Genomic DNA, 24,251 nt, shown 5'->3' with positions numbered 1-24,251 from the left:
AACCGCACCACCGAGGCCGGCGAACGGGCCGTGCCGGCCGGTGCCGCGACGGTGGCTGTCCGCACTTCCGCCGTCGCGCTCGGCAATAGACGAACGTGCAAGGGCTTCGGCCGAACGCATCGACGGCCGACACGATCCGGGGATCCCATTAAAGATCATCAGTGCCATGATGTGACAGGCAACCCCATCGGAACACCGACACCTGTCGCATGAACGACTGTTCACCGGCACTCCCCTGAGTAGCTTCCGAGCAGCGGGTTCCACCCGCCGGGCGGTCGTGGCACCGGATGCCCGACCGCGCCCGTGGCCGCGCTCCAGCGGCCGGGAGGACACCCGTCGACCGGCCGCCAGCGACAGGTTCGGGGAAACGGATCACGAGCGCCGGTCGGGACCGGGCCGCCGCGTCGACGGCGCCCGCCGGCCGGTGCTCGCACGAAGGAGGAGGCGGACGCGATGACCGACGTCCTGAGGTCCCGGCAGGCGACGCCCGGCACGCCGCCGCGGTGCGACGCCGCCCGTGCCGGCGACCCGGTCGCGGCCACCGGTGAACAACGCCAGATGTGGTCGTTGAGCCGCCTCGATCCCGACCCGGCCAGCTACCTGGTGCCGCTGGCGTACCGGCTGGACGGGCCACTCGACGTGGCGGCGCTGGCCGCCACGCTCGACGAGCTGGTCGCCCGGCACGCCGCGCTGCGGACCACCCTCGCCGCCGATCCGACCGCCGGGGTGGAGAGTGTGGTCCAGGTGGTCCACGACCCGGTCCCGGGGCTGTTGCGGATGCACGACCTCAGTGGACTGCCCGGCTGGCAACGCGACCAGGAACTCCGGGCCCGGATGCACGCGGAGACCCGCGTCCCGCTCGACCTGGAACGCGGACCGGTGCTCCGCGCCGACCTGCTGCGCTGTGCGCCCGAGGAGCACGTGCTCCTGCTGACCATCCACCACGTCGCCGTCGACGAGTGGTCCCTCGCCCTCCTGCACGACGAGTGGGAACGGCTCTACGCCGCGCACCGCGCCGGCCGCCCGGCGCAGCTCGACCCGGTCGACGTCGACCACCGCGACCACGCCGCCTGGCAGCGGGAGTGGCTGCGCGGGGCAGAGGCGGCGGCGCAGCGCGACTACTGGCACGCCCAGCTCGCCGACGCGCCGGCCGTCCTGGAGCTGCCGACCCGCGGGCCGCGACCCACCGCGCCGTCCGCCGCCGGCAACACGTGTTCGTTCCCGCTGGACGTGCCCACCGACGAGCTGATGGCGCTGTGCCAGCGCGTCGGCGCCTCCCCGTACATGGTCATGCTGGCCGCGCTGCACGTGCTGCTGGCGCGCTGGAGCGGGCAACGCGACATCGTGGTGGGCACGCCCCTGGCCAACCGCCGCCGCCCCGAGACGCAGAAGCTCGTCGGACTGCTGCTCAACACCGTCGCCGTCCGGGCCCGGCTGGACGACGACCCGTCCTTCGAGACGCTCCTCGGTCGGGTGCGCACCGCCGCCCTGGAGGCCCTGACCAACGGTGAGCTGCCCTTCGGGACGCTGCTGGAGTCGCTGCGCCCGGCCCGCCGGCCCGGCGTCACCCCGCTGTTCCAGGTGATGTTCGTGTACGGCCGCGAGGCCACCCCGCCCCGCCTCGACGGCCTGGCGGTCACCCCGGTCGAGGTGCCCGGCACCACCGCCAAGTTCGACCTCACCGTCTCGGTACGGGAGAACGCCCACGGGCTGCGGACCGTGCTGGAGTACCGCACCGACCTCTTCGACGACGAGGCGATGGTCCGCCTCGCCGGACACTTCCAGACGCTGCTGCGCTCGCTGGTGGGCGACCCGGGCGCACCGGTCGGCTCGGCCGCGATGCTCACCCCGGACGAGCACCGGCAGCTCGTCCTGGAGGCGAACCGCACCGCCACCCCCGCCGAACCGGACGACCTGGTCCACCTGTTGATCGAACGGCAGGCCCGCCGCACCCCCGACGGCGTGGCGGTGACCGACGGGACCACCGCGCTGACCTGCCACGAGCTGCACGCGCGGGCCGAGGCGCTGGCGGAGACGCTGCGCGGGCGGGGCGTCGGCGTCGGCAGCCTGGTGGGGGTGCTGCTACCGCGTACCGTCGCGTTCCCGGTGGCGGTCCTCGCCGTGCTGCGCACCGGCGCGGCCTACGTACCCATGGATCCGGCCAACCCGCCCGCCCGGCTGCGCTACCTGATCGAGGACACGGCCGCCCCCGTCGTGCTCACCTGCGCCGAGCTGGCGCACCTGGTGCCCGACGGCGCGACGCTGCTGGTGCCGGAGCTGGACACGCCGGTCCCGGACGCCGCGCCCGGCCGGGCCGCCGGCGGCTCGGGCGGCGGTCCACGCCGCCGGGCGCGCCGACGGCCGGAGCCGACGGCGGACGACCTGGCGTACGTCATCCACACCTCCGGGTCTACCGGTCGCCCCAAGGGCGTCCTGGTCACCCATGGGGGCGTCAGCAACTATGTGCGCTGGGCCGCCCAGGCCTACCGGCTGCGCCCCGGGGACACCGTCCCGCTGCACTCGTCGGTCGGGTTCGACCTGACCGTCACCAGCCTGCTCGTCCCGCTGGTCGCCGGGGCGACGGTGCTGATGATCGGCGAGAACCTCGGCCCCGAGGCGCTCGGCGAGGCGCTGCGCCGGCAGCGACCGGCCTTCGGCCTGGTCAAGATCACCCCGGCCCAGCTCGACCTGGTCAGCCACCAGCTCAGCCCCGCCGAGATGGCCGACCGCACCCGGTGCTTCGTGATCGGCGGCGAGAACCTGCGCGCCGACCAGGTGGCGGCCTGGCGGACCCACGCGCCCGACACCGCGCTGGTCAACGAGTACGGGCCGACGGAGACCGTGGTCGGCTGCGCCGCGTACGAGATCGACCCGGCCTCGCCCACCGACGGCTCCGTCCCGATCGGCCGGCCCATCGCCAACACCGAGCTGTACGTCCTCGACGCCTGGCGCAACCCGGTCCCGGTGGGCGTCGTCGGCGAGCTGTACGTCGGCGGCGCCGGGGTGGCGCGCGGCTACCTGAACCAGCCGACGCTGACCGCCGAGCGGTTCGTCCCGCACCCGTTCTCGGCCGACCCCGGCGCGCGGGTCTACCGCACCGGCGACCTGGTGCGCCGCCGCCCCGACGGGAACCTGGAATACCTGGGCCGCACCGACAACCAGATCAAGCTGCGCGGCTACCGGATCGAGTGCGGCGAGATCGAGGCGGCCGTCCGGCGGTGCCTGCCGGAGAGCGACGTGACGGTGCAGCTGCGCCGGGACGACCCGGACGACCCGCGGCTCGTCGCGTACGTGGCGGGCGGGGCGGGAAGCGACGCCGCGACGCTCCGGACGGCGCTGGCCGCCGAACTGCCGGCCTACCTCGTGCCCGCCGCATTCGTCTTCCTCGACGCGTTGCCGCTGACCGGTAACGGCAAGGTGGACACCGCCGCGCTGCCCGCGCCCGGGCGCGACGTGCCCCGGCAGCGGGCCGCCGCCGCCCCACCCCGGCCCGCGTCACCGACCACCGTCCCCGCGCCGGCGCAGTGGGACACCACCCGGATCGGTCTGGAGCGGCTGATCGTGCAGGTGTGGCAGGACGTGCTCGGTGTCGCGTCGGTCGGCACCCGGGACAACTTCTTCGACCTCGGCGGCCACTCGATGCGCCTGCTGGCCGTCCTGGAACGGCTACGCGCGCAGCTCGGTGACGTCCTCACCGTCACCGACCTGTTCCGCAACCCCACCGTCGAGTCGCTGGCGACCTTCCTGACCACCGCCACCACCGGCGCGACCGCACCCGCCGCCGCCCCGGCCCGCGTCGCGCGCCCCCGGACCGGCACCGGCACGGGTACCGGCCAGCCCAGCGGGCTGATCGCCGTCGTCGGCATGGCCTGCCGCTTCCCCGGCGCGCGGACCATCGACGAGTACTGGCACAACATCCGCACCGGGGTCGAGTCGGTCCGGGAGTTCACCGTCGAGGAGATGCTCGCCGACGGCGCGGACCCGGCCCGCCTCGACGACCCGGCGTACGTCCGCTCCGGCACCTGGCTGCCCGGGATCGACGAGTTCGACGCGGCCTTCTTCGGCATCACGCCCCGGGAGGCGCAGACCCTCGACCCGCAGCACCGGATGCTGCTGGAGTGCGCCTGGCACGCGCTGGAGCACGCCGGCTACGACCCCGCCGCCCACCCCGGCCGGATCGGGCTCTTCGCCGGCTCCGGGCGCAGCACGTACCTGCTCGACCACCTGAGCAGCCACCCGGAGCTGCTGCACACCATCGGCGAGCACCAGCTGTCGATCAGCAACGACAAGGACTTCCTGCTCAGCCGGGTCGCCTACAAGCTCGACCTGACCGGCCCCGCCGTCACCGTGGCGACGGCCTGCTCGACCTCGCTGGTGGCCGTGCACTTCGGCCGGCAGAGCCTGCTGACCGGCGAGTCCGACCTGGTCCTGGCCGGCGGGGTCAGCGTCTTCCCGGCGCAACGGCGCGGCTACCTCTACCACGACGGCGGGGTCTACTCCCCCGACGGGCACTGCCGCCCGTTCAGCGCCGACGCGCGCGGCAGCATCGCCTCCAGCGGGGTCGGCATCGTCGCGCTCAAGCGGCTGGAGGACGCGGTCGCCGACCACGACACCGTCTACGCCGTGATCCGCGGCTCCGCCGTCAACAACGACGGCGCCCGCCGCACCGGCTACACCGCACCGGGCGTCGACGGGCAGGTCGCGGTGGTCAGCAGCGCCCTCGCCTCGGCCGGGGTGGACCCCCGCTCGGTGAGCTATGTGGAGGCGCACGGAACCGGCACCAGCCTCGGCGACCCGATCGAGGTGGCCGCGCTGACCGAGGCGTTCCGGCGCGGCACCGACGACCGGGGCTTCTGCGCGCTCGGCTCGGCCAAGGCCAACATCGGGCACACCGACGCCGCCGCCGGGATCGCCGGCCTGCTCAAGACGATCATGGCACTGCACAGCCGTACGCTGCCGCCGACGATCAACGTCAGCCGGCCCAACCCGGCGATCGACTTCGACAACAGCCCGTTCTATCTCAACGACACCGCCCGGCCGTGGCCCGGTGACGGCCCGCGCCGGGCGGGGGTCAGCTCGTTCGGCATGGGCGGCACCAACGCGCACGTCGTGCTGGAGGAGCCGCCCGCCACCGTGGACCGCACGCCGGCCCCGCCGGCCGCCGGACCGCAGCTGCTGGTGGTGTCGGCCCGTACGGTGGAGTCGCTGGACCGGCAGACGCGTCAGCTCCGCGACTGGCTCGACGCCCACCCCGGGGTCGACCTCGCCGACGTGGCGGCCAACCTGGGTCGGCGTCAGCCGATGACCCACCGGCGGTTCCTCGTCGCGGCGGACCACGCCGACGCGCTGGCCGCCCTCGACGCGCCGCAGCGGCAGTTCGGCGGCAGCCATCCCGGCGGCGGGCGGGCCCTGGTGTTCGCCTTCCCCGGGCACGGCGCCCAGCACGTGGCGATGGGTGCCGGCCTCTACCGCGCGGAGCCGACCTACCGGGCCGTGGTGGACGAGTGCGCCGACCTGCTCCGCGACGACCTGGGCCTCGACCTGCGTACGCTGCTCTGCCCCGAAGCGGGCGGCGAGGCCGAGGCGGAGCGGCTGCTCGCGCGGCCCGCACTGATCCAGCCCGCGCTCTTCGTCACCGGGTACGCCCTCGCCCGGACGCTGCTCGCCCGCGGCGTCACCCCCGACCTGATGGTCGGGCACAGCCTCGGCGAGTACGTCGCCGCCTGCCTCGCCGGCGTCTTCTCCCTGGCCGACGCGCTGCGCCTGGTGACCGCCCGCGGCGCGCTGGTCGAACGGACCCCGGCCGGGGCGATGCTCGCGGTGAGCCTGCCCGAGGCGACGGTCACCGGGCTGCTGACCGACGGCCTGTCGCTGGCCGCCGTCAACGCCCCCGAACTCTGCGTGCTCTCCGGCACCGAGGAGGCCGTCGAGCAGCTGCGCCGACGGCTCACCGACGACGGGGTCGAGTGCCGGCCGCTGCGGGTCAGCCGCGGCTACCACTCGGCCCTGCTCGACCCGGTGCTCGACGAGTTCGCCGCCCACGCCCGCCAGGTCACCTACCACGAGCCGGACCGCCCCTACCTGAGCAACCTGACCGGCGGCCCGGTCACCCCCGGGCAGGTCACCGACCCCGCGTACTGGGTGCGGCACATGCGGGAGCCGGTCCGGTTCGCCGAGTCGGCCGCGCTCCTGGCCGAGCAGGACGTGGTCCTGGCCGAGCTGGGCCCCGGGCACGCGTTGGGCGGCCTGGCCCGGTTGGCCGGACTGCGCCCCGGTCAGGCGGTGGCGGCGATGCGGCACCCCCGCGTCGACGCCGACGACCTCGGCACGATGCTCGACGCGGTCGGCCGGCTGTGGCTGGCCGGCGTACCCGTCGACTGGCATCGGTTCCACGGCGGGCCGCGCCGCCGCCTGGCCCTGCCCGGCTACCCGTTCGAGCGGCACCGCTACTGGGTGGACCCGGTGCCGCGTACCGGCCCGGTCGCCGCCGCGCCGGCCCCGCTCGACGCCGCGCCGGACGCGCCCGCGCCCGTCGACGCCGGCAACCGACCGGCGGTCAGCACCAGCTACGTCGCCCCGGGCACCCCCGCGCAGGAGCGGGTGGCCGAACTCTGGAGCGAGCTGCTCGGCATCCGGCCGATCGGCGCGCACGACAACTTCTTCGAGCTGGGCGGGCACTCGCTGCTGGCCACCCAGTTCGTCGTCCGGCTGCGGGCCCGGCTCGGCGTCACGCTGCCGCTGGAGGCGATCTTCGCCGCGCCGACCGTCGCCGGGATCGCGGCGGCGCTGCCGGCGACCGACAGCACCCCCACCGCCGTCGCCGTCGTCGAGCCCGCCGCCCCGCCGCAGGCCCCCGCGCCGACCATTCCCCGCGCCGACCCCGACGCCGGGCCGGCGCCGCTCTCCTCCGGGCAGCACCGGCTGTGGTTCCTCGACCAGGCGTACCGGCAGAACGCGTACACCGTCGGCACGGCCCTGCTGCTGGACGGCGCGCTCGACGTCGACGCGCTGCGCGGGGCGCTCGCCGAGCTGGTGCGGCGGCACGAGTCGCTGCGGACCGTCTTCCCGCTCCGGCCCGACGGGGACCCCGTCCAGCGGGTGCTGCCGCCCGGCCCGGTCGACCTGCCGATCGTCACCGCGCCCGCGGGTGCGCACGACGCGCCACCGGTCGCCGGCAGCATCGTGGAGTCGGCCGTCGCCGACGCGGTCCCGCAGTGGGCCCACGCGGCCCTGGCCGCCGACGTCCGCCGCCCGTTCGACCTGGCCGAGGGGCCGCTGTTCCGGGCCGTGCTGCTGCGCATCGCCGACGACCGGCACGTGCTGTCGCTGACCATGCACCACAACGTCTCCGACGGCTGGTCGCTCGGGATCATCGCCGGCGAGGTCGCCACCATCTACGATGCCGCCCGCGCCGGTCGCCCCTCACCGCTGCCCGAACTGGCCGTCCAGTACGGCGACTACGCGCGCTGGCAGCGCAGCCGGCTGGCGGACCCGGACAGCGCCGACATGCGCTACTGGCGGGAGCAGCTCGCCGGGGTGGCGAACGTGCTGGAGGTGCCGACCGACCGGCCCCGGCCCCCCGTGCAGACCTTCCACGGCGCGGTCCACGCCCGGGTGCTGCCCCCGGCGGTCGCCGACGAGCTGCGCCGGTTCAGCCAGGCCCACGGCGCCACCCTGGCCATGACGGTGCTGGCCGCCCTGAAGACGCTGCTGTGGCGCTACACCGGCCAGCGGGACATCTGCGTCGGCACCCCGGTCGCCGGCCGGGTCCGCGCCGAACTGGAACCGATGGTCGGCTTCTTCGTCAACATGCTGCCGCTGCGGACCACCCTCGACGGCGACTGGACCTTCGCGGAGCTGCTCGGGCACGTGCGACACACCGCGCTGGGGGCGTACGACCACCAGGAGGTGCCGTTCGAACGACTCGTGGACCTCGTCGACGCGCCCCGCGACCTGAGCCGCAACCCGCTGTTCCAGGTGATGTTCAACCTGCTGAACCTCCCCGAGCAGCGGGACCTGGGCGGCACCGGGCTGCGGATGGTCCCGTTCGCCGTCGAGCCCGGCATCGCCCAGCAGGACCTGGCGCTGTACGCGTACGAGGTGGACGAGGGGCTGCGGTTCCGGCTGGAGTACAACACCGACCTCTTCGACCCGGGCACCGCCGAGCGGATGATGGGGCACCTGGAGACGCTGCTCGCCGCCGCCGTCGCCGACCCGGGCGTCCGGCTGGCCGACCTGACCGTCCTCACCCCCGCCGAGCTGGCCCGCGTCGCCGAGTGGAACGACACCGCCACCCCGCTCGGCTGGGCCGTGCCCGGCCGCGACGGGGGGACGCCGACCCTGGTCGACCTGTTCGCCCACCAGGTCGCCACGCACCCCGACCGACCGGCCGTGACGTTCGGCGCGACCACCCTCAGCTACGCCCGGCTCAACGCCCGCGCGAACCGGCTCGCGCACCGGCTGCGCCGGGCCGGCGTCGGGCCCGACCGCACGGTCGCCGTCTGCCTGCACCGCTCCGAGGAGCTGCCGGTCACGCTGCTGGCCGTGCTCAAGGCCGGCGGCGGGTACGTCCCGGTCGACCCCGACTACCCGATCGACCGGCAGCGGTACGTGCTGACGCACAGCGGCGCCACGGTCCTGGTCACCGCGCCGGAGCTCGCCGACCGGTTCGCCGGGTACGCCGGCGAGGTGCTGCTGCCCGGCGCGACGTCGGACGCGGAGCCGGAGACCGATCCCGAGCCGCTGGCCGGGCCGGACCACCTGGCGTACGTCATCTACACCTCCGGGTCGACGGGTCGCCCCAAGGGGGTCCGGGTGACGCACGGCGCGGTGGTCAACACCCTCGCCGCGATGCGCGAGCGGCCGGGCCTGACCAGCGACGACACGATGCTCGCGATGGCCAGCTTCGCCTTCGACATGTCCGTACCGGAGCTGTTCCTGCCCCTGGTGGTCGGCGCCCGGATGCTGCTGGTCGGTCGGGACGTCGGCTACGACGCGCCGCGACTGGCGGCGCTGCTCGCCGCGGAGCGGGTCACCCTCGCCCAGGGCACCCCGGCGACCTGGCGGCTGCTGATCGAGTCCGGCTGGACCGGCCTGCCCGGCCTGACCGCCGTCTGCGGCGGCGACGCGGTCTCCGCGCCGCTGGCCCGGCAGCTCGCCGAACGGGTCGGCACGGTGTGGAACCTGTACGGCCCGACCGAGGCCGCCGTCTGGTCCACGATGGACCGGCTGGGTCCCGATGTCACCCGGGTCACCGTGGGCCGCCCGATCGGCAACGTACGCGCCTACGTCCTCGACCCGCGGCTGGCCCCCGTCCCCGTGGGCGTGCTGGGTGAGCTGTACCTCGGCGGCGCGGGGCTGGCGCGGGACTACCTCGGCGACCCCGACCTCACCGCACAGCGGTTCGTGCCGGACCCGGACGGTCCGGGCCGGCTGTACCGCACCGGCGACCTCGCCCGGTGGCTCCCGGACGGCCGGATCGAATTCGTCGGCCGCGGCGACTCGCAGGTCAAGGTGCGCGGCTTCCGCATCGAACTCGGCGAGATCGAGTCGGTGCTGCGCCGCCACCCGGAGGTCCGGGACACCGCGGTGGTGGTCCGCGAGGACGACGGTGAGAAGAGCATCGTCGCCTACCTGACGCTGGGTGCCGCTCCCGAGTCACCCGACGCCGGTACGGCACCCGAGCCGGTGCCGGACTTCGACGTCGACCCGACGCCGTGGCGGACGTTCACCCGCACCTACCTGCCCGACTACATGATCCCGTCCGCGTTCGTGGTGCTCGACCGGATGCCGCTGAGCGCCAACCGGAAGGTCGACCGGGCCGCCCTGCCGGCCCCGGTCCGCGGCGGCACCGCCGTCGGCGCGGCGCCACCCGACACACCGCTGCGCACGGCGCTGGCCGCACGCTGGGCGCAGGTGCTCGGCTACGACAGCGTCGGCATCGACGACGACTTCTTCGCCCTCGGTGGTGACTCCTTCAAGGCGATCAAGGCCCTCGCCGGGAACGACCCGCCGATCAGCGTCCTCGACCTGTTCCGCCACCCGACGATCCGGGCGCTGACCGAGCACCTGGACAGCACGGGTGGCTCCGCCGGGCGGCTGCTGCACGAGCTGACCCCGGCACGACCGGCGACGCCGACCCGGCTCACGCTGGTCTGCGTACCCTTCGCCGCCGGCAGCGCGATCACCTTCCAGCCCCTCGCCGACGCCCTCCCACCGGGGGTCCGGCTGTTCGCCCTGGAGCGGCCCGGACACGACCTGAACCGCCCCGACGAACCCCTGCTCGGCCTGGACGAGCTGGTCGACGGCTGTGTCGCCGAGGTCGTCGCCGGGATCAGCGGACCGGTCGCGGTGTACGGGCACTGCATGGGCGGCGCCGAAGCGGTCGAGCTGGGTCGCCGGCTGGAAGCGGCCGGCGTCGAGCTGACCGGCGTGGTCATCGGCGCGCACTTCCCCGCCCCGCGGCTGCCCGGCCGGCTGTTCAGCTGGCTGCGCCGGTGGTTCCCGACCGAGCGGTGGACGTCGAAGCGGCGCACCCTGGAGGCGCTGCGCGCGATGGGCTTCTTCACCGAGGTCTTCGACGAGCGCGAGAAGGACTTCGTGATGCGCGTGGTCCTCGCCGACGCGATGATGGGCGAGGACTACTACACCGACGTCTACGCCGACGGCCTGGCCCGGAAACTGTCCGCCCCGATCGTCTGCGTCGTCGGCGGCGGGGACCGCGCCACCGAGCTGTACCAGGAGCGCTACCTGGAGTGGGAGTTCTTCTCCGACCGGGTGTCCCTGGAGGTGATCGAGGGCGCCGGCCACTACTTCGCCAAGCACCAGCCCGACGAGGTGGCCCGGATCATCCTCGCCAACTGCGACCCGTCGGCCCCGGCCACCGCCGCCGCCGACCCGCCCCCGCCGACCGAGGCCGCCCCGGCCGCGGTACGGGAGCCGGAGCCGGTCGCCCGGCGGGCGGCGCCCAGCCTCACGGTGTTCTACCTGATCGCGATCGGTCAGCTCGTGTCGCTGATCGGCAGCGGACTGACCGGCTTCGGCATGGGCCTGTGGGTCTACCAGCGGACCGGGTCGGTCTCGCTCTTCGCCACGGCCACCGTCCTGGCGCTGCTGCCGGCCGTGGTGCTCTCCCCCGTCGCCGGTGCGCTGGCCGACCGGTGGGACCGGCGACTGATCATGATCGTCGCGGACTGTCTGGCCGCCACCGGCACGGTGAGCCTCGCCCTGCTGCTCTGGCTCGGCCAGCTCCACCTCTGGCACGTCTTCACCGCCATCACCGTCAGCGCGGTGGCGACCGCCTTCCAGCAACCCGCCTACCTGGCGGCCGTCACGCAACTGGTGCCGAAGCGGTACTACGGGCGCGCCAACGGCATCGTCTCCCTCGGCACCGCCACCAGCACGGTGCTGGCGCCGCTGCTCGGCGGGGCGCTGGTGATCGCGGTCGGGCTGCGCGGGATCGTCGTCATCGACCTGCTCACCTTCGCCTTCGCGGTGGTCGTCACCCTGTCGGTGCGCTTCCCGGACGCGCTCTTCGTCAAGCGCGAGGAGTCGTTCCGGCGGGCCGTCCTGGGTGGCTGGCGGTTCATCGTCCGCCGGCACGGCCTGGTCGCGCTGGTCGTGCTGACCGCGTCGCTGAACTACTTCTTCGCGATGGTCGAGGTCCTGGTCACCCCGCTGACCCTGTCCTTCGGGGACCCGGCGGTGCTCGGCCGGGTGCTCGCCGCCAGCGGCGTCGGCATGCTCGTCGGCTCGGTCCTGATGGGCGTGTGGGGCGGCACCGCCCGGCGTACCACCGGCATCCTGGCCAGCGTCGTGCTCCTCGGCGCGTCGCTGCTCACGGTCGGCCTGCGCCCCGACCCGCTCTTCCCGGCCCTCGGGTTGTTCGGCATGGGCCTGGCCACCGCCCTGGTGAACACCCACTGGCTGGCCATCGTGCAGGCCAAGGTCGGGCTGGAACTGCAGGGCCGGGTGCTGTCCATGGGGCAGATGCTGTCCTGGCTAATGGTGCCGGCCGGCTTCCTCTCCGCCGGGCCGCTCGCCGAGCACGTCTTCGCCCCGCTGGCGTCGCCCGGCAGCGCGCTGGCCGCCGTCGTCGGCACCGGACCGGGCCGGGGCATGGCCCTCGCCGCGATCGTGGCCGGCCTCTGCGCCCTCGCCCTCGCGGCCGTCGGCATCGCCTACCGACCGATCCGCGACGTGGAGGACGAGCTGCCCGACAACGACCCCGGGACGATCATCGTCGCCGACAAGGACCGCCTCCAGGCCGAAGCCGACCGCCGGCTGGCGCTGCACCGCGGCGCGGCGAAGGCCGCGTCCGGCCCGGCTCCGGCGAACGGGCGCGGTGGTCGCCGATGAGCGCACCCGCCCGCCCCGCCGGGCCCACCCGCCGCAGCGGCGGCCGACGCGCCGCCGCACCCGCCACCGTGGAGTGCCTGCACCGGATGGTGGCCGCGCAGACCGCCCGGACCCCGCAGGCGGAGGCGGTACGGCACGCCGACCGGGTGCTGACGTACCGCGAGCTGGACGAGGCGGCGAACCGGCTGGCCCGGGTGCTGCTGGCGCGCGGGGTGGCCCGGGAGGACCGCGTCGGCGTCTGCCTGCCGCGTACGCCCGAGCTGGTGGTCGCCCTGCTCGCGGTGCTCAAGGCCGGCGCCGCCTACGTGCCGCTGGACCCGGCGTACCCACCGGCCCGGGTGGCGTTCATGACCGCCGACTCCGGGACCCGGCTGGTGCTCACCCGCACCGACCTCGCCGACCGGTTCGGCGAGCTGGCCGTCCCGATCGACCGGCTCGACGCGGGCGGGGACGGCACCGACCCGGCGGTGCCCGCGACGCCGGAGGACCTGGCGTACGTCATCTACACCTCCGGCTCCACCGGGCGCCCCAAGGGCGTGGCCATCGAACACCGCTCGGCGTCGGTGCTGCTGCACTGGACCCGGCAGACCTTCGACGACACCGAACTCGGTGGCATGCTCGCCGCCACCTCCGTCTGCTTCGACCTGTCGGTCTTCGAGATCTTCGGTCCGCTCTGCTGGGGCGGCCGGGTGCTGCTCGTCGACGACGTGCTGGCCCTCGCCGCCCCCGGGGCGGACCGGCTGCCCGTCACCCTGGTCAACACCGTGCCCTCCGCGATGGGGGAACTGCTCACCGCCGGTGCCCTGCCGGCGAGCGTACGGACGGTCTGTTTGGCCGGTGAGCCGCTCACCGCCGCGCTGGCGGCCCGGGTCTGGGCCCGCCCGCACGTACGCCGGCTCTGCAACCTCTACGGCCCGTCCGAGGACACCACCTACTCCACCTGGGCGGAGGTGCCGCCCGACAGCGGAGACCCGCCGATCGGCCGCCCGCTGCCGCAGACCCGGGCGTACGTCCTCGACGCCGACGGGCGACCCGTGCCACCCGGCGAACCGGGTGAGCTGCACCTGGCCGGGGCGGGCCTGGCCCGCGGCTACCTCGACCGGCCGGCGGAGACCGAGGCCCGCTTCCGGCCCGACCCGTTCCGCCCCGGCGACCGGATGTACCGCACCGGCGACCGGGTCCGGCTGCGCCCCGACGGGCAGCTGACCTACCTGGGTCGCCTCGACGACCAGGTGAAGCTGCGTGGCTACCGGATCGAGCTGGGTGAGGTCGCCGCCCGCCTCGCCGCCCTGCCCGACGTACGCGAGGCGACCGCCGCCGTCCGGCAGGGACCGAGCGGCGACCCGCTGCTGGTCGGCTACCTGGTCGGCGAGCGGCGCGACGACGTCCGGGCCCGGCTGGCCGAGGTGCTGCCCGCGCCGCTGGTCCCGGCGACCCTGGTCTGGCTGGACCGGCTGCCCACCCTGCCCAACGGCAAGGTGGACCGGTCGGCACTGCCCTCCCCCACCCTCGGCGCCGACGCCGGGCCCGACGCTGGAGCGCTCGACGGGACGGCCGGCACGGTGGCGGCGGTGTGGCGCGAGGTGCTCGGGGTGCCGGTGACCGCCGACGGCGACTTCCTCGCTCTCGGCGGCGACTCGCTGCTCGCGGTCCGCTGCGCGACCCGGCTGGCCGTCGCGACCGGGCGGCCGGTCGGACCGGGCGACCTCTTCGCCCACCCGACCGTCGCGGCGCTCGCCGCCCACCTCGACGCGCCGACCGCGCCCGGCGACGCCACGGCCACCGCGCCCGTCGGGCCGGCAGCCGGATCGGGCCGGCTGACCGGCGGGGCGACACCGGGATGGGCCGGGCCGGCACCGGCCGGTCCCGCGCCGCTGTCGGCCGCGCAGACCCGGCTGTGGTTTTTGCACCGGCTCGACCCGGACGACACCTCCTACCTGCTGGCCTTCGCGGTGCGGTTCGACGCGCCGCTGGACCCGGACCGGCTGGCGCGGGCGCTGCGTCGGGTGGTGCACCGGCATCCGGCCCTGCGCACGGTGTTCCCGTCCGGGCCGGACGGGCCGGTGCAGCTCGTCCGGCCCGCCGTCGGCCCACCGCCGGTCGTCGCGCCGCCCGCACCGGGCACGTCCCTGGACGAGCGGCTCGCCCGGCTCACCGCCGAGGCCACCCGGGCCCCCATGGACCTGGCCACCGGGCCGCTGCTGCGCGCCCACCTGGTGCCCGACGACACCGGTCGCGCGGTGGCGCTGCTGCTGGTCGTGCACCACATCGTCTGCGACGACTGGTCGTTCGGCCTGATCGTCCGGGACCTGGCCCGGGCGTACGACGACCCCGCCGCGCCGGAGTCCCCGGCGGTCGGGCCGGCGGCGTTCGCCCTGGCCCAGCGGGAGTGGCTGGCCGGGCCGGCGGGGCAGCGGGCACTGGCCGACGTGCTCGACGAGCTGCGCGGCGCACCCGACCTGCTCGACCTGCCCGCCGTCCCACCCGGCTCGAAGGCCGGCGCTCGTGATCCGGGTGCGTCCGTCGGCGCCTCGACACCCGATCGGCAGCGGACCGACCACGTTCGGCTCGCCGGGTCGGGCTCCGTGGACCAGCCCCACCCGGGACCGGCTGCGCCACGGCCCGGTGGCCGGCCGGGCGGCGGGGCGCTGCGGACCACCGTGGACCCCGCCACCGCCGACGCGGTCCGGGCGCTGGCCCGGGCCGAACGGGTCAGCCTGCACATGGTCGGGCTGGCCGCCTTCGCCACCCTGCTCGGCGCGGCCACCGGTCGGCCCGACCTGCTGGTCGGGGTCGCCTTCGCCGGCCGGACCAGCGTCGCCGCCGAGGAGAGCGTCGGCTGTCACGTCAACACCGTGCCGCTGCGACTGCGCCCCGCACCCGGACGCACCTTCGCCGACCTGCTCGACGAGGCCCGCCGGGTCACCCTCTTCGCCGCGGCCCACCAGGACGTCCCCTTCGACGTGCTGGTGGAACGGCTGCGGCCGACCCGCCGGCCGGACCGCACCCCGCTGGTGCAGGTCGCCTTCGGCGTGCAGAACGCCCCGCCGGCCCGGCACCGCGCCGCGTCCGGCGTCGGGTTCACCGGCGTGGAACTGACCCCGGACACCGCCCGCCTCGAGCTGACCCTCTGGCTCGACGAGCGGCGGGACGGGCTGGCGGCGCTCTGGACGTACCGCAGCGACCTGTTCGACCGCGACGGAGTGGTCGCCTGGCACCGCCGGTTCACGGCGCTGCTGCGCACCGCCGCCGCCGACCCCCGACGCGGTCTGGCCGACTGCGTCGACACCCTGGGAGAATCCGATGACTGAGCAGACCCGGGTCGCGCGGACCATTCCCCGTCGCGGCCGCGAACGGAACCTGGTGGACGTCCGCCCCGACTGGCCCGGCGGTCCGCTGCCGGCGCTGGTCCGGGCGAACGTGCCCGACGTCGACCTGGCCGGCTGGCTGGCCGGACACCGCGACGAGGTGGACGAGCTGGCCCGTCGGCACGGGGCCGTGCTGTTCCGCGGCTTCGCCGTGGCCGGCGCCGCCGACTTCCGCACCGTGATGGCCGCCCTCTCCGACGAGGTGCTCTCCTACGGCGAGCGCTCCTCGCCGCGCAGCGAGGTCACCGAGGGCGTCTACACCTCCACCGAGCACCCGGCCGACCAGCCGATCGTGCTGCACAACGAGCAGTCGTACACGGTGAACTGGCCGCTGCGGATCGTGTTCCACTGCGAGGTGGAACCGGCCGCGGGAGGGCGTACGCCGCTGGCGGACAGTCGCCGCGTGCTCGCCCGGCTCCGCCCGGAGACCGTCGCCGAGTTTGAGCGGCGCGGGGTGCTCTACCGGCGCAACTACCTGCCCGGCATCAGCCTCACCTGGCAGACCGCGTTCCAGACCGAGCGGCGCGAGGACGTCGAGGCGTACTGCGCCCGCGCGCTGGTCGACGTCGAGTGGGTCGGTGACCGGCAGCTACGCACCCGGCAGGTCCGCCCGGCGGTCCGCCGCCACCCGGTCACCGGCGAACGGACCTGGTTCAACCACGCGCTCTTCTTCCACGTCACCTCCCTGCCCGACGAGGTGAGCGCCGGCCTGCGGGCCGCCCTCGCCGAGGAGGACCTGCCCTACCAGACCGCGTACGGCGACGGCACGCCCATCGGGGACGAGGTGCTGGCCGAGCTGCGGGCCGCGTACGCCGCCGAGACCCGCTCCTTCGCCTGGCAGCGCGGCGATGTGCTGCTGGTGGAGAACATGCTCGCCGCGCACGCCCGGGAGCCGTTCACCCCGCCCCGGCGGATCCTCACCGCGATGTCCGACCCGGTCGCCGCGCCGGAGCTGACCCCGTCCGCGCCGGCGGGACCGGAGGCGGACCGGTGAGCGGGCCCGCCCCGCGTCGGCGCGGCACCGGCACGGTCAGCTCCCCGGTCACCCGGCGGGTCCTGGTGGACGAGGAGTTCGTGCTGCTCGTCGAGGCCGCCGTGCCCGACCTCGACCTGGCCGGCTGGCTCGCCGGCCGCCGGGAGGAGCTGCTGTCCGACCTGGACCGCCACGGGGCGGTCTTCTTCCGCGGCTTCGAGGTGCGCACCCCCGACGACTTCAGCCAGGCCGCCCGCGCAGTCAGCCCGGACCTGCTCGGCTATCTGGAACGGGCCGCGCCCCGGCACGAGGTCGCCGACCGGGTCTTCACCTCCACCGAGTTCAACGCCGAGCAGTGGATCCCGCTGCACCACGAGATGTCGTACTCGCACAACTGGCCCCGCTACCTCTATTTCTGGTGCGCGCAGCCGGCCACCGGCAGCGGCGGGGCCACCCCGCTGGCCAGCGAGCGGGTCATCACCCCGCTGATCCCCGCCGACGTGCGGGAACGCTTCCTCCGCTCCGGGGTCTGCTACGTGCGCAACTACGGCCCGCACCTGGACCTGCCCTGGCAGGAGGCGTTCCAGACCACGGACCGGGCGGAGGTGGAGGCGTACTGCGCCGCCTCGGCGACCGAGTTCACCTGGCTGGGCGACGACGGGCTGCGTACCCGGGCCCGGCGGCAGGCGGTCGCCACCCACCCGCGCACCGGGGAGACGGTGTGGTTCAACCACGCCCACCTGTTCCACGTGTCGAACATGCCGGCGGAGGTCTCCGCCGCGCTGCTGCGCGAGTACGGCCCCGACGGGCTGCCCCGCAACGCGTACTTCGGGGACGGCGAGCCGATCCCCGACGAGGTGGTCACCGAGCTGCGCGACCGGTATCGGGAACACGCGGTGTCGGTTCCCTGGCAGCGCGGCGACGTGCTGGTGGTGGACAACTTTCTGGCGACCCACGGTCGCGAACCCTTCAGCGGCGACCGGCAGATCCTGGTCGCCATGTCCGACCTCTACGTCAACCGGAGCGTGTTGTGAACGGCTACCGCCTGTCCCCGGTCCAGCGGCTCGCCTGGTCCGACAAGCAGGATCTGGTCCGGGCGCGGGTGCGGCTCGACCGCCCGCTGGACCGCGCCCGGTTGCAGAGCGCGCTGGACGCGGTGGTCGCCCGGCACGAGGCGCTGCGGCTGACCCTGGTGCACCACCCCGGCCTGCGGGTGCCGATGCAGGACGTCGACGACAGCCGCAGCGTCACCCTCGGCGCGCAGGGCGAACTGTCGGCCACCCTCACCGACGACACCCTGGAGCTGACCGCCACCCCGCTGATCGCCGACCCGGCCAGCCTGCGCCTCGTCCTGGCCGACCTGGCCCGCGCGTACGCCGGCCAGGCGCTGCCGGAGGACCCGGAGGCGTTGCAGTTCCTCGACGTCGCCGAGTGGCAGCTCGAGGAGCGCGAGCAGGCGCCCGCCGCCGCACCCACCGCCCCGGCCGCGCGGCTGGTCACCCCGCCCGGGGACGACCCGAGCGCCGTGGTCACCGCGACCGTGGACGCCGCCGGGCTGGCCGACGTGGCGCGGCGCAGCGGCGTCGAGCCGACCACGGTGCTGCTGGCCGCCTGGGCGCTCGCGGTGTCCCGTCGGGCCGAGGCGCCGGACGACGCCGACGAGGCGGACCTGGTGCTGGCCCGGTGGAGCGACGGCCGGCACGCCGCCGGCACCGCCGAGGTGGTGGGTCCGCTGGGCGGCTACGGCCCGCTGCGGCTGGGCCTGCCGCTGCCGGCCGCCCCGGCCGACCTGCTGGCCCGGGTCCGCGCCGCCGAGGTCGCCGCCGACGACACGTTCCACCTGGTCGACCCGGTGGACGAGCGGACCGGGGCGGTCGCCGGGTTCGCGGTGCTGCCCGCCCCGGATCCGGCCGACGTGGCCGCTCTCGGCGGCACGGTGGAGGTCGACGCCCCGCCGCCGGCCGCCGGTCCGCAGCTCACCGCGCTCACCGACGGCGACCGGGTCGTCCTGCGGGTGGTCGGCGGGCAGTGGCTGCTCGACTCGCTGCTGGCGATCCTGCGGTCGCTGCCCGCCGCGCTCACCGATGCCGTCGCGCCCGCCGTGCTCGGTGCGGCCGAGGCCGGCTGGCTGGTCGACGCGGCCGGGACGCCGGGCGAGGCGTCGGGGCGTACCCTCGTCGACCTGTTCGACGCGGGCCTGGCGGGGATGGACCGGGACGCGGTGGCGGTGGTCGCCGCGGACGGCGCGTACACCGTCGGGGAGCTGCGCGAACGAGCCGCGCGGGTGGCCGGGGCGCTGGCCGGCCGCGGCCTGGCCGGCACGACGGTCGGGGTGCTGGCCGCCCGGTCGCGGGACACCGTCGTGGCGTTCCTCGGCGTGCTGCGCGCCGGGGCGGTCTTCGTGCCGCTGGACCCGGACGCCCCGGCGGCCCGGCTCGCCGCCCAGGTCCGCGCGGTCGGCGCGCCGCTCGTCGTCGGCGACGGCGGGCCGGCGACCGTGCGGGTCGCCGACCTCGTCGCGGCCGGCGGGCCGCCGCCCGCCGCGGTGCCGGCACCGGCCGACCCGGCATACGTGATCTTCACGTCCGGTTCCACCGGCACGCCCCGCCCGGTGCGGGTGTCGCACGGCGCCGCCGCGCACCTGGCCGACGCCCTGGAGCAGACGGTGTACGCGGGCAGCCGGCCCGGCCTGCGGGTCGCGGTGAACGCCCCGCTCACCTTCGACGCCTCGGTGAAGCAGCTCGTGCAGCTCGGCCACGGCCGCAGCCTCTGGCTCGTGCCCGAGGAGGTCCGCCGGGACGGGGCGGCGCTGGCGGCCGCGCTCGCCGACCACGACGTCGACGTGCTCGACATGACCCCCTCCCAGCTGCGCATCCTGCTCGCCGGGGCGGGTGACCGCCGGTTGCCCGGGCTGTTGCTGCTCGGCGGTGAGGCGATCACGCCGGAGCTGTGGGACACCGTCGCGGCGCTGCCCGGCGTCCGCGCGGTCAACCTGTACGGCCCGACCGAGTGCACGGTGGACACCACCGCCGCCGAGGTGCGCGCCGGGGACCCGCCGACCATCGGCCGGCCCCTGCCGGGCGTCTCGGTCTGGGTGCTCGACGAGCGGCTGCGGCCGGTGCCGCCGGGCGTGGCCGGGGAACTCTGCGTCAGCGGACCGCAGCTCGCCGACGGATATCTGGGCGACCCGGAGGCCACCGCGCGGCGGTTCGTCGCCGTGGAGCTGCCCTCGGGGCGCACCGGGCGGGTGTACCGCACCGGCGACCGGGTCCGCTTCGACGCCGACCGGCGGCTGCGCTATCTGGGCCGCCTCGACGACCAGGTGAAGATCCACGGCTTCCGGGTGGAACCGGGTGAGGTCGCCGCGGTGCTGCGCGGGCACCCGGAGGTCACCGACGCCGCCGTGGTGGCCCGCGACGACGACGGGCACGGCGACCGGCTCGTCGCGTACGTCCGCCCGGGCGGTCAGCCGGTGACCGTCGACGTGGACCGGGTCGCCGGGGTCAACCCGCACGAGACCCGCTACCTGTACGACGAGATCTTCGTCCAGCAGGTCTACCTGCGGGACGGGATCGTGCTGCGCCCCGGGGCGACCGTGCTCGACGTGGGCGCGAACATCGGCATGTTCTCCCTCTTCGTGCACGCCGTCTGCCCGGACGCCACGATCCACGCGTTCGAGCCGGTGCCGGCCGTGGCCGACCTGCTGCGCCGCAACGTCGCCGAGTTCGGCGTACCGGCCACGGTGCACGGGGTCGGGCTGTCCCGGGCGGCCGGCGAGGTCTCCTTCACCTACTACCCGGGCTATTCGATGATGTCCGGCCACGCCGCGTACGCCGACCCGGCCGCCGAGGTGGCGGTGATCAAGCGGTACCTCGCCAACGAGCGGGACGCCGGCGCCGACCGGGACGTGCTGCTCGACCGGGTCGACGAACTGCTCGCGGAACGCTTCGCCGGCCGGGAACTCACCGTGCCGGTCCGGCCGCTGTCGGCCGTCCTCGACGAGCTGGCCCCCGAGCGGATCGACCTGCTGAAGATCGACGTGCAGCGCGCCGAGGCGGACGTGCTGGCCGGGCTGGCCGACCGGCACTGGCCGCTGATCGCGCAGGTCGCCATGGAGGTGCACGACGCGGCCGGCACCGATACCGAGGGCCGGCTGGCCGAGCTGGCCGCCCTCTTCGAGGCGCGGGGCTTCGACGTGGTCACCCGGCAGGACGACCTGCTCACCGGCACCGACCGGCACACCCTGCACGCCGTCCGCCCCGAGTACGCCGACGATCCGCGGCCGGCGGTGGTCGTCCCCGCCGGCCCGGCGGCCGGGCCGCTGGACGAGCGGCTGGCCGGCTGGCTGGCCGACCGGCTCCCGGCCCACCTGGTGCCGGCCGCGGTGGTGCTCCTGGACGAGCTGCCGCTGACCCGCAACGGCAAGCTGGACCGGGCGGCGCTCCCCGCGCCCCGCCTCGACCGGCCCCGCGACAGCACGGTCGTGGCGCCCGCCAACCGGGCCGAGGAGATCCTCGTCGAGGCCTGGCGGGAGGTCCTCGGGGTGCCGACCGTGGGCGTGACGGAGACCTTCTTCGCGCTCGGCGGCGACTCCATCCGCAGCATCCAGATGCAGGTCGCGGCGAACCGGCGGGGGCTCTCCTTCCGGCTCAGCGACATCTTCACGTACCAGTCGATCCGGGAGCTGGTCACGCACGGCGAGATCACCCTCGCCGGGGTCGAGGTCGACGCCGGAACCACCCCGGCCGCCCCGATCGACGCGGCGGAGCAGGCGGGGCGCTTCGCGCTGGTGGCCGCGGCCGACCGGGAGCTGCTGCCCGCCGGGCTCGCCGACGCGTACCCGATGACCGCCCTCCAGCAGGGCATGGTCTACCACGGCGAGCTGACCGGCGACCCGGCGATGTACCACAACGTCACCGCGCACCGGGTCGCCGCGCCGCTGGACGTGGCGGCGCTGCGGCAGGCGTTGACCGGCCTGGTGGCCGCCCACCCGGTGCTGCGGACCGGGTTCGCGTTGGGCGCGTACTCCGAGCCGTTGCAGCTCGTGCACGCCGACGTGCCGGTCGAGCTGCCGGTGACGGACCTGAGCGGCACCGACCCGCAGACCCGCCGGACGCGGATCGACGACCTGGTGGCGCAGGAGCGGGTACGTCCCTTCGACCTGACCCGGCCGCCGCTGCTGCGGCTGCACGCCGTCCGGGAGGACGCCGCGGAGTTCACCCTGATCGTCGCCGAGCACCACGCCGTCCTCGACGGCTGGAGCCTGCACCTGTTCCTCACCGACCTGCTCACCGCGTACGACCGGGAGCGGGCCGGCCAGGTCCACCGGCCGGACCCCGGGTGGCCGTTCCGGGAGTACGTGGCGGCCGAGCGGGACGCCCTGGCCGACCCGGACACCCGCCGGTTCTGGCTGGACGGGCCCGGCGCGGTGCCGCCGCTGCTGCTCGGCGGGGCGGACCCGCACACCACCACCACCCAGCGGGTGCCGCTGCCGGCGGACACCACCGACGTGGTCGCCCGGGCGGCCCGGGCCGCCGGGGTGCCGACCAAGTCCTGGCTGCTCGCCATCCACCTGCGGCTGATCGGTGAACTCGCCGGCCGGGACGACGTGGTCAGCGGGCTGGTGGTCGGCGGCCGGCCGGAGGGCGAGGGCAGCGACGCCACCCTCGGGCTGTTCCTCAACACCCTGCCGGTGAGCGTCGAGCTGGGCACCCGGTCGCTGGCGGAGCTGGCCGCGCAGGTGTGGCGGTCCGAGTGCGCGCAGATGGAGCACCACCGTTTCCCGCTCGCGGAGATCGTCCGTGCGGGCGGGGCCGGGCCGCGCTTCGACCACTTCTTCAACTGGACCCACTTCGCGAACGGGCCGGCCGACGGCGGCAGCCGGATCGTGGACAGCCGGGGCATCACCGTGGACGTGGCGTTCAGCCTCGCCGTCGACGCCGAGCTGGACGGCGACACCGGCCGGCTCGCCCTCACCATCCAGTACGACCACCGCACCATCCCCGGGGAACGGGTGGACACCTTCGCCGACGGGTTCCGGCGGCTGCTGGCGGCCGACCCGACCGCACCGCTGCCCGCCGTACCCACCGGCGCCCGCACGGTCGGCGACGACGGGCGGGACCGGTGGGCGACCCGGGTGGCCGCGGTCTGGCAGGAGGTGCTCGGCGTCGCGCCGGCTGACCCGGCGACGGGCTGGTCGGCCGCCGGTGGCGACTCGCTGCGCGCCCTGCGGCTGGTGACCGCGCTGCGGCAGCGCCACGGCAGCGACCTGACACTTCCGGAGTTCGTCGCGCTGGGCAGCTACGGCGCGCTCGTGGACCGGGTGGCCCGGTCGTGACCGGGTTCGGCACCTCCGCCGTGCACGGCGACGACGGACTGATCCCCGGTGGGGCGGTGGCGCCGCCGATCGTGCAGAGCGTGACCTTCAGCGCCGAGTCCGACGAGGAGTTCACCGCGATCGCCACCGAGCCGCGGGGCAGCGCCTTCTACACCCGGTACGGCAACCCGAACCACGCGCAGGTAGCCGCCGTCGTCGCCGAACTGGAGGGGGCGGAGACCGGCCTGGTCACCGCCTCCGGGATGGGCGCGATCAGCACCGTCGCGCTGGCCCTGCTCGCCGCCGGCGACCACGTGGTGGTGCAGCGCAGCACGTACGGCGGCACCACCTCGCTCACCACCGGCCTGCTGGCCCGGTTCGGGGTGTCCTGCACCCAGGTCGACCAGACCGACACCGACGCGTTCGCGCGGGCGCTGCGGCCGAACACCCGGCTGGTGCTGGTGGAGACGCCGAGCAACCCGCTGCTGGAGCTGACCGACCTGGCGGCGGTGGTGGAGCTGGCCCACGCCGCCGGCGCGCTGGTGGCGGTCGACAACACCTTCGCCACCCCGGTGAACCAGCGCCCGACGCGCGCCGGGGCGGACCTGGTCTGGCACAGCGGCACCAAGTTCCTCGGCGGGCACTCCGACGTGTCGGCGGGGGTGGTGGTCGGCTCCGCCGCGCTGATCGAGCGGGTGTGGCAGACGGCGATCGTCACCGGCAGCACCCTCGGTCCGGTCGACGCCTGGCTGCTGCTGCGCGGCATCCGTACGCTGCCGCTGCGGGTGGAGCGGCACAACGCCAACGCGCTGGCGCTGGCCCGGGCGCTGGAGGGACATCCGGCGGTGGCGAGGGTCCGCTACCCGGGGTTGCCGTCGCACCCGCAGCACGCGCTGGCCCGCCGGCAGATGACCGGCTTCGGCGGGGTGCTCTCCGTCGAGGTGAACGGGGGCCGGACGGGTGCCGCCGCCCTGCTGGCCGGGCTGCGACTGGCCAAGCGGGCGGCCAGCCTGGGCAGCGTCAGCACGCTGGTGGTGCACCCCCGGTCGATGTGGGCGGGCATCGTGGACGCCGAGCAGCTCGCCGCCACCGGCATCTCCGACGGGCTGGTGCGCGTCTCCACCGGCATCGAGGACACCGCCGACCTGGTGGACGACTTCCTCGCGGCGTTGGACAAGGCGAATGACGGCGCCTAGCGGGTCGTGTCGCCGCCCGAGGGGCCCCGGACGGTCGCCGG

At 75.5% G+C, this 24,251-nt stretch carries 6 protein-coding genes; all 6 read left to right on the top strand.

Annotated elements, in window-relative coordinates:
* Positions 1–453: 453 nt before the first annotated feature.
* The 6 genes from ABUL08_RS07265 to ABUL08_RS07240 are packed head-to-tail and all read left to right on the top strand — an operon-like array spanning position 454 to position 24,210.
* Positions 454–12,357: a non-ribosomal peptide synthetase/type I polyketide synthase gene (locus ABUL08_RS07265; RefSeq protein WP_350935731.1), complete on the top strand. Its 11,904-nt coding sequence runs from the start codon at positions 454–456 to the stop codon at positions 12,355–12,357.
* Positions 12,354–15,668, top strand: a complete 3,315-nt coding sequence (locus ABUL08_RS07260; RefSeq protein ID WP_350935729.1) for an amino acid adenylation domain-containing protein — start codon at positions 12,354–12,356, stop codon at positions 15,666–15,668. Before ABUL08_RS07265 ends, ABUL08_RS07260 begins: the two co-directional genes overlap by 4 nt.
* Entirely contained in the window at positions 15,661–16,719 is a 1,059-nt protein-coding gene (locus ABUL08_RS07255; RefSeq protein WP_350935728.1) for a TauD/TfdA family dioxygenase, read from the top strand. Before ABUL08_RS07260 ends, ABUL08_RS07255 begins: the two co-directional genes overlap by 8 nt.
* Complete coding sequence (locus ABUL08_RS07250) at positions 16,716–17,732, top strand: TauD/TfdA family dioxygenase (protein WP_350935727.1); 1,017 nt, start codon at positions 16,716–16,718, stop codon at positions 17,730–17,732. The genes ABUL08_RS07255 and ABUL08_RS07250 overlap by 4 nt, the downstream gene beginning before the upstream one ends.
* The gene (locus ABUL08_RS07245) at positions 17,729–23,035 is read left to right on the top strand and encodes an amino acid adenylation domain-containing protein (RefSeq protein ID WP_350935724.1); all 5,307 of its coding nucleotides are present in this window, start codon (positions 17,729–17,731) and stop codon (positions 23,033–23,035) included. Before ABUL08_RS07250 ends, ABUL08_RS07245 begins: the two co-directional genes overlap by 4 nt.
* Positions 23,032–24,210: a trans-sulfuration enzyme family protein gene (locus ABUL08_RS07240; RefSeq protein WP_350935722.1), complete on the top strand. Its 1,179-nt coding sequence runs from the start codon at positions 23,032–23,034 to the stop codon at positions 24,208–24,210. The genes ABUL08_RS07245 and ABUL08_RS07240 overlap by 4 nt, the downstream gene beginning before the upstream one ends.
* The last annotated feature ends 41 nt before the right edge of the window (positions 24,211–24,251 follow it).

This window comes from Micromonospora sp. CCTCC AA 2012012 (assembly GCF_040499845.1).
GTDB lineage: Bacteria > Actinomycetota > Actinomycetes > Mycobacteriales > Micromonosporaceae > Micromonospora > Micromonospora mangrovi.
Note: the sequence above shows the minus strand (reverse complement) of the source record. Positions and strands in the feature narration are given on the sequence as shown.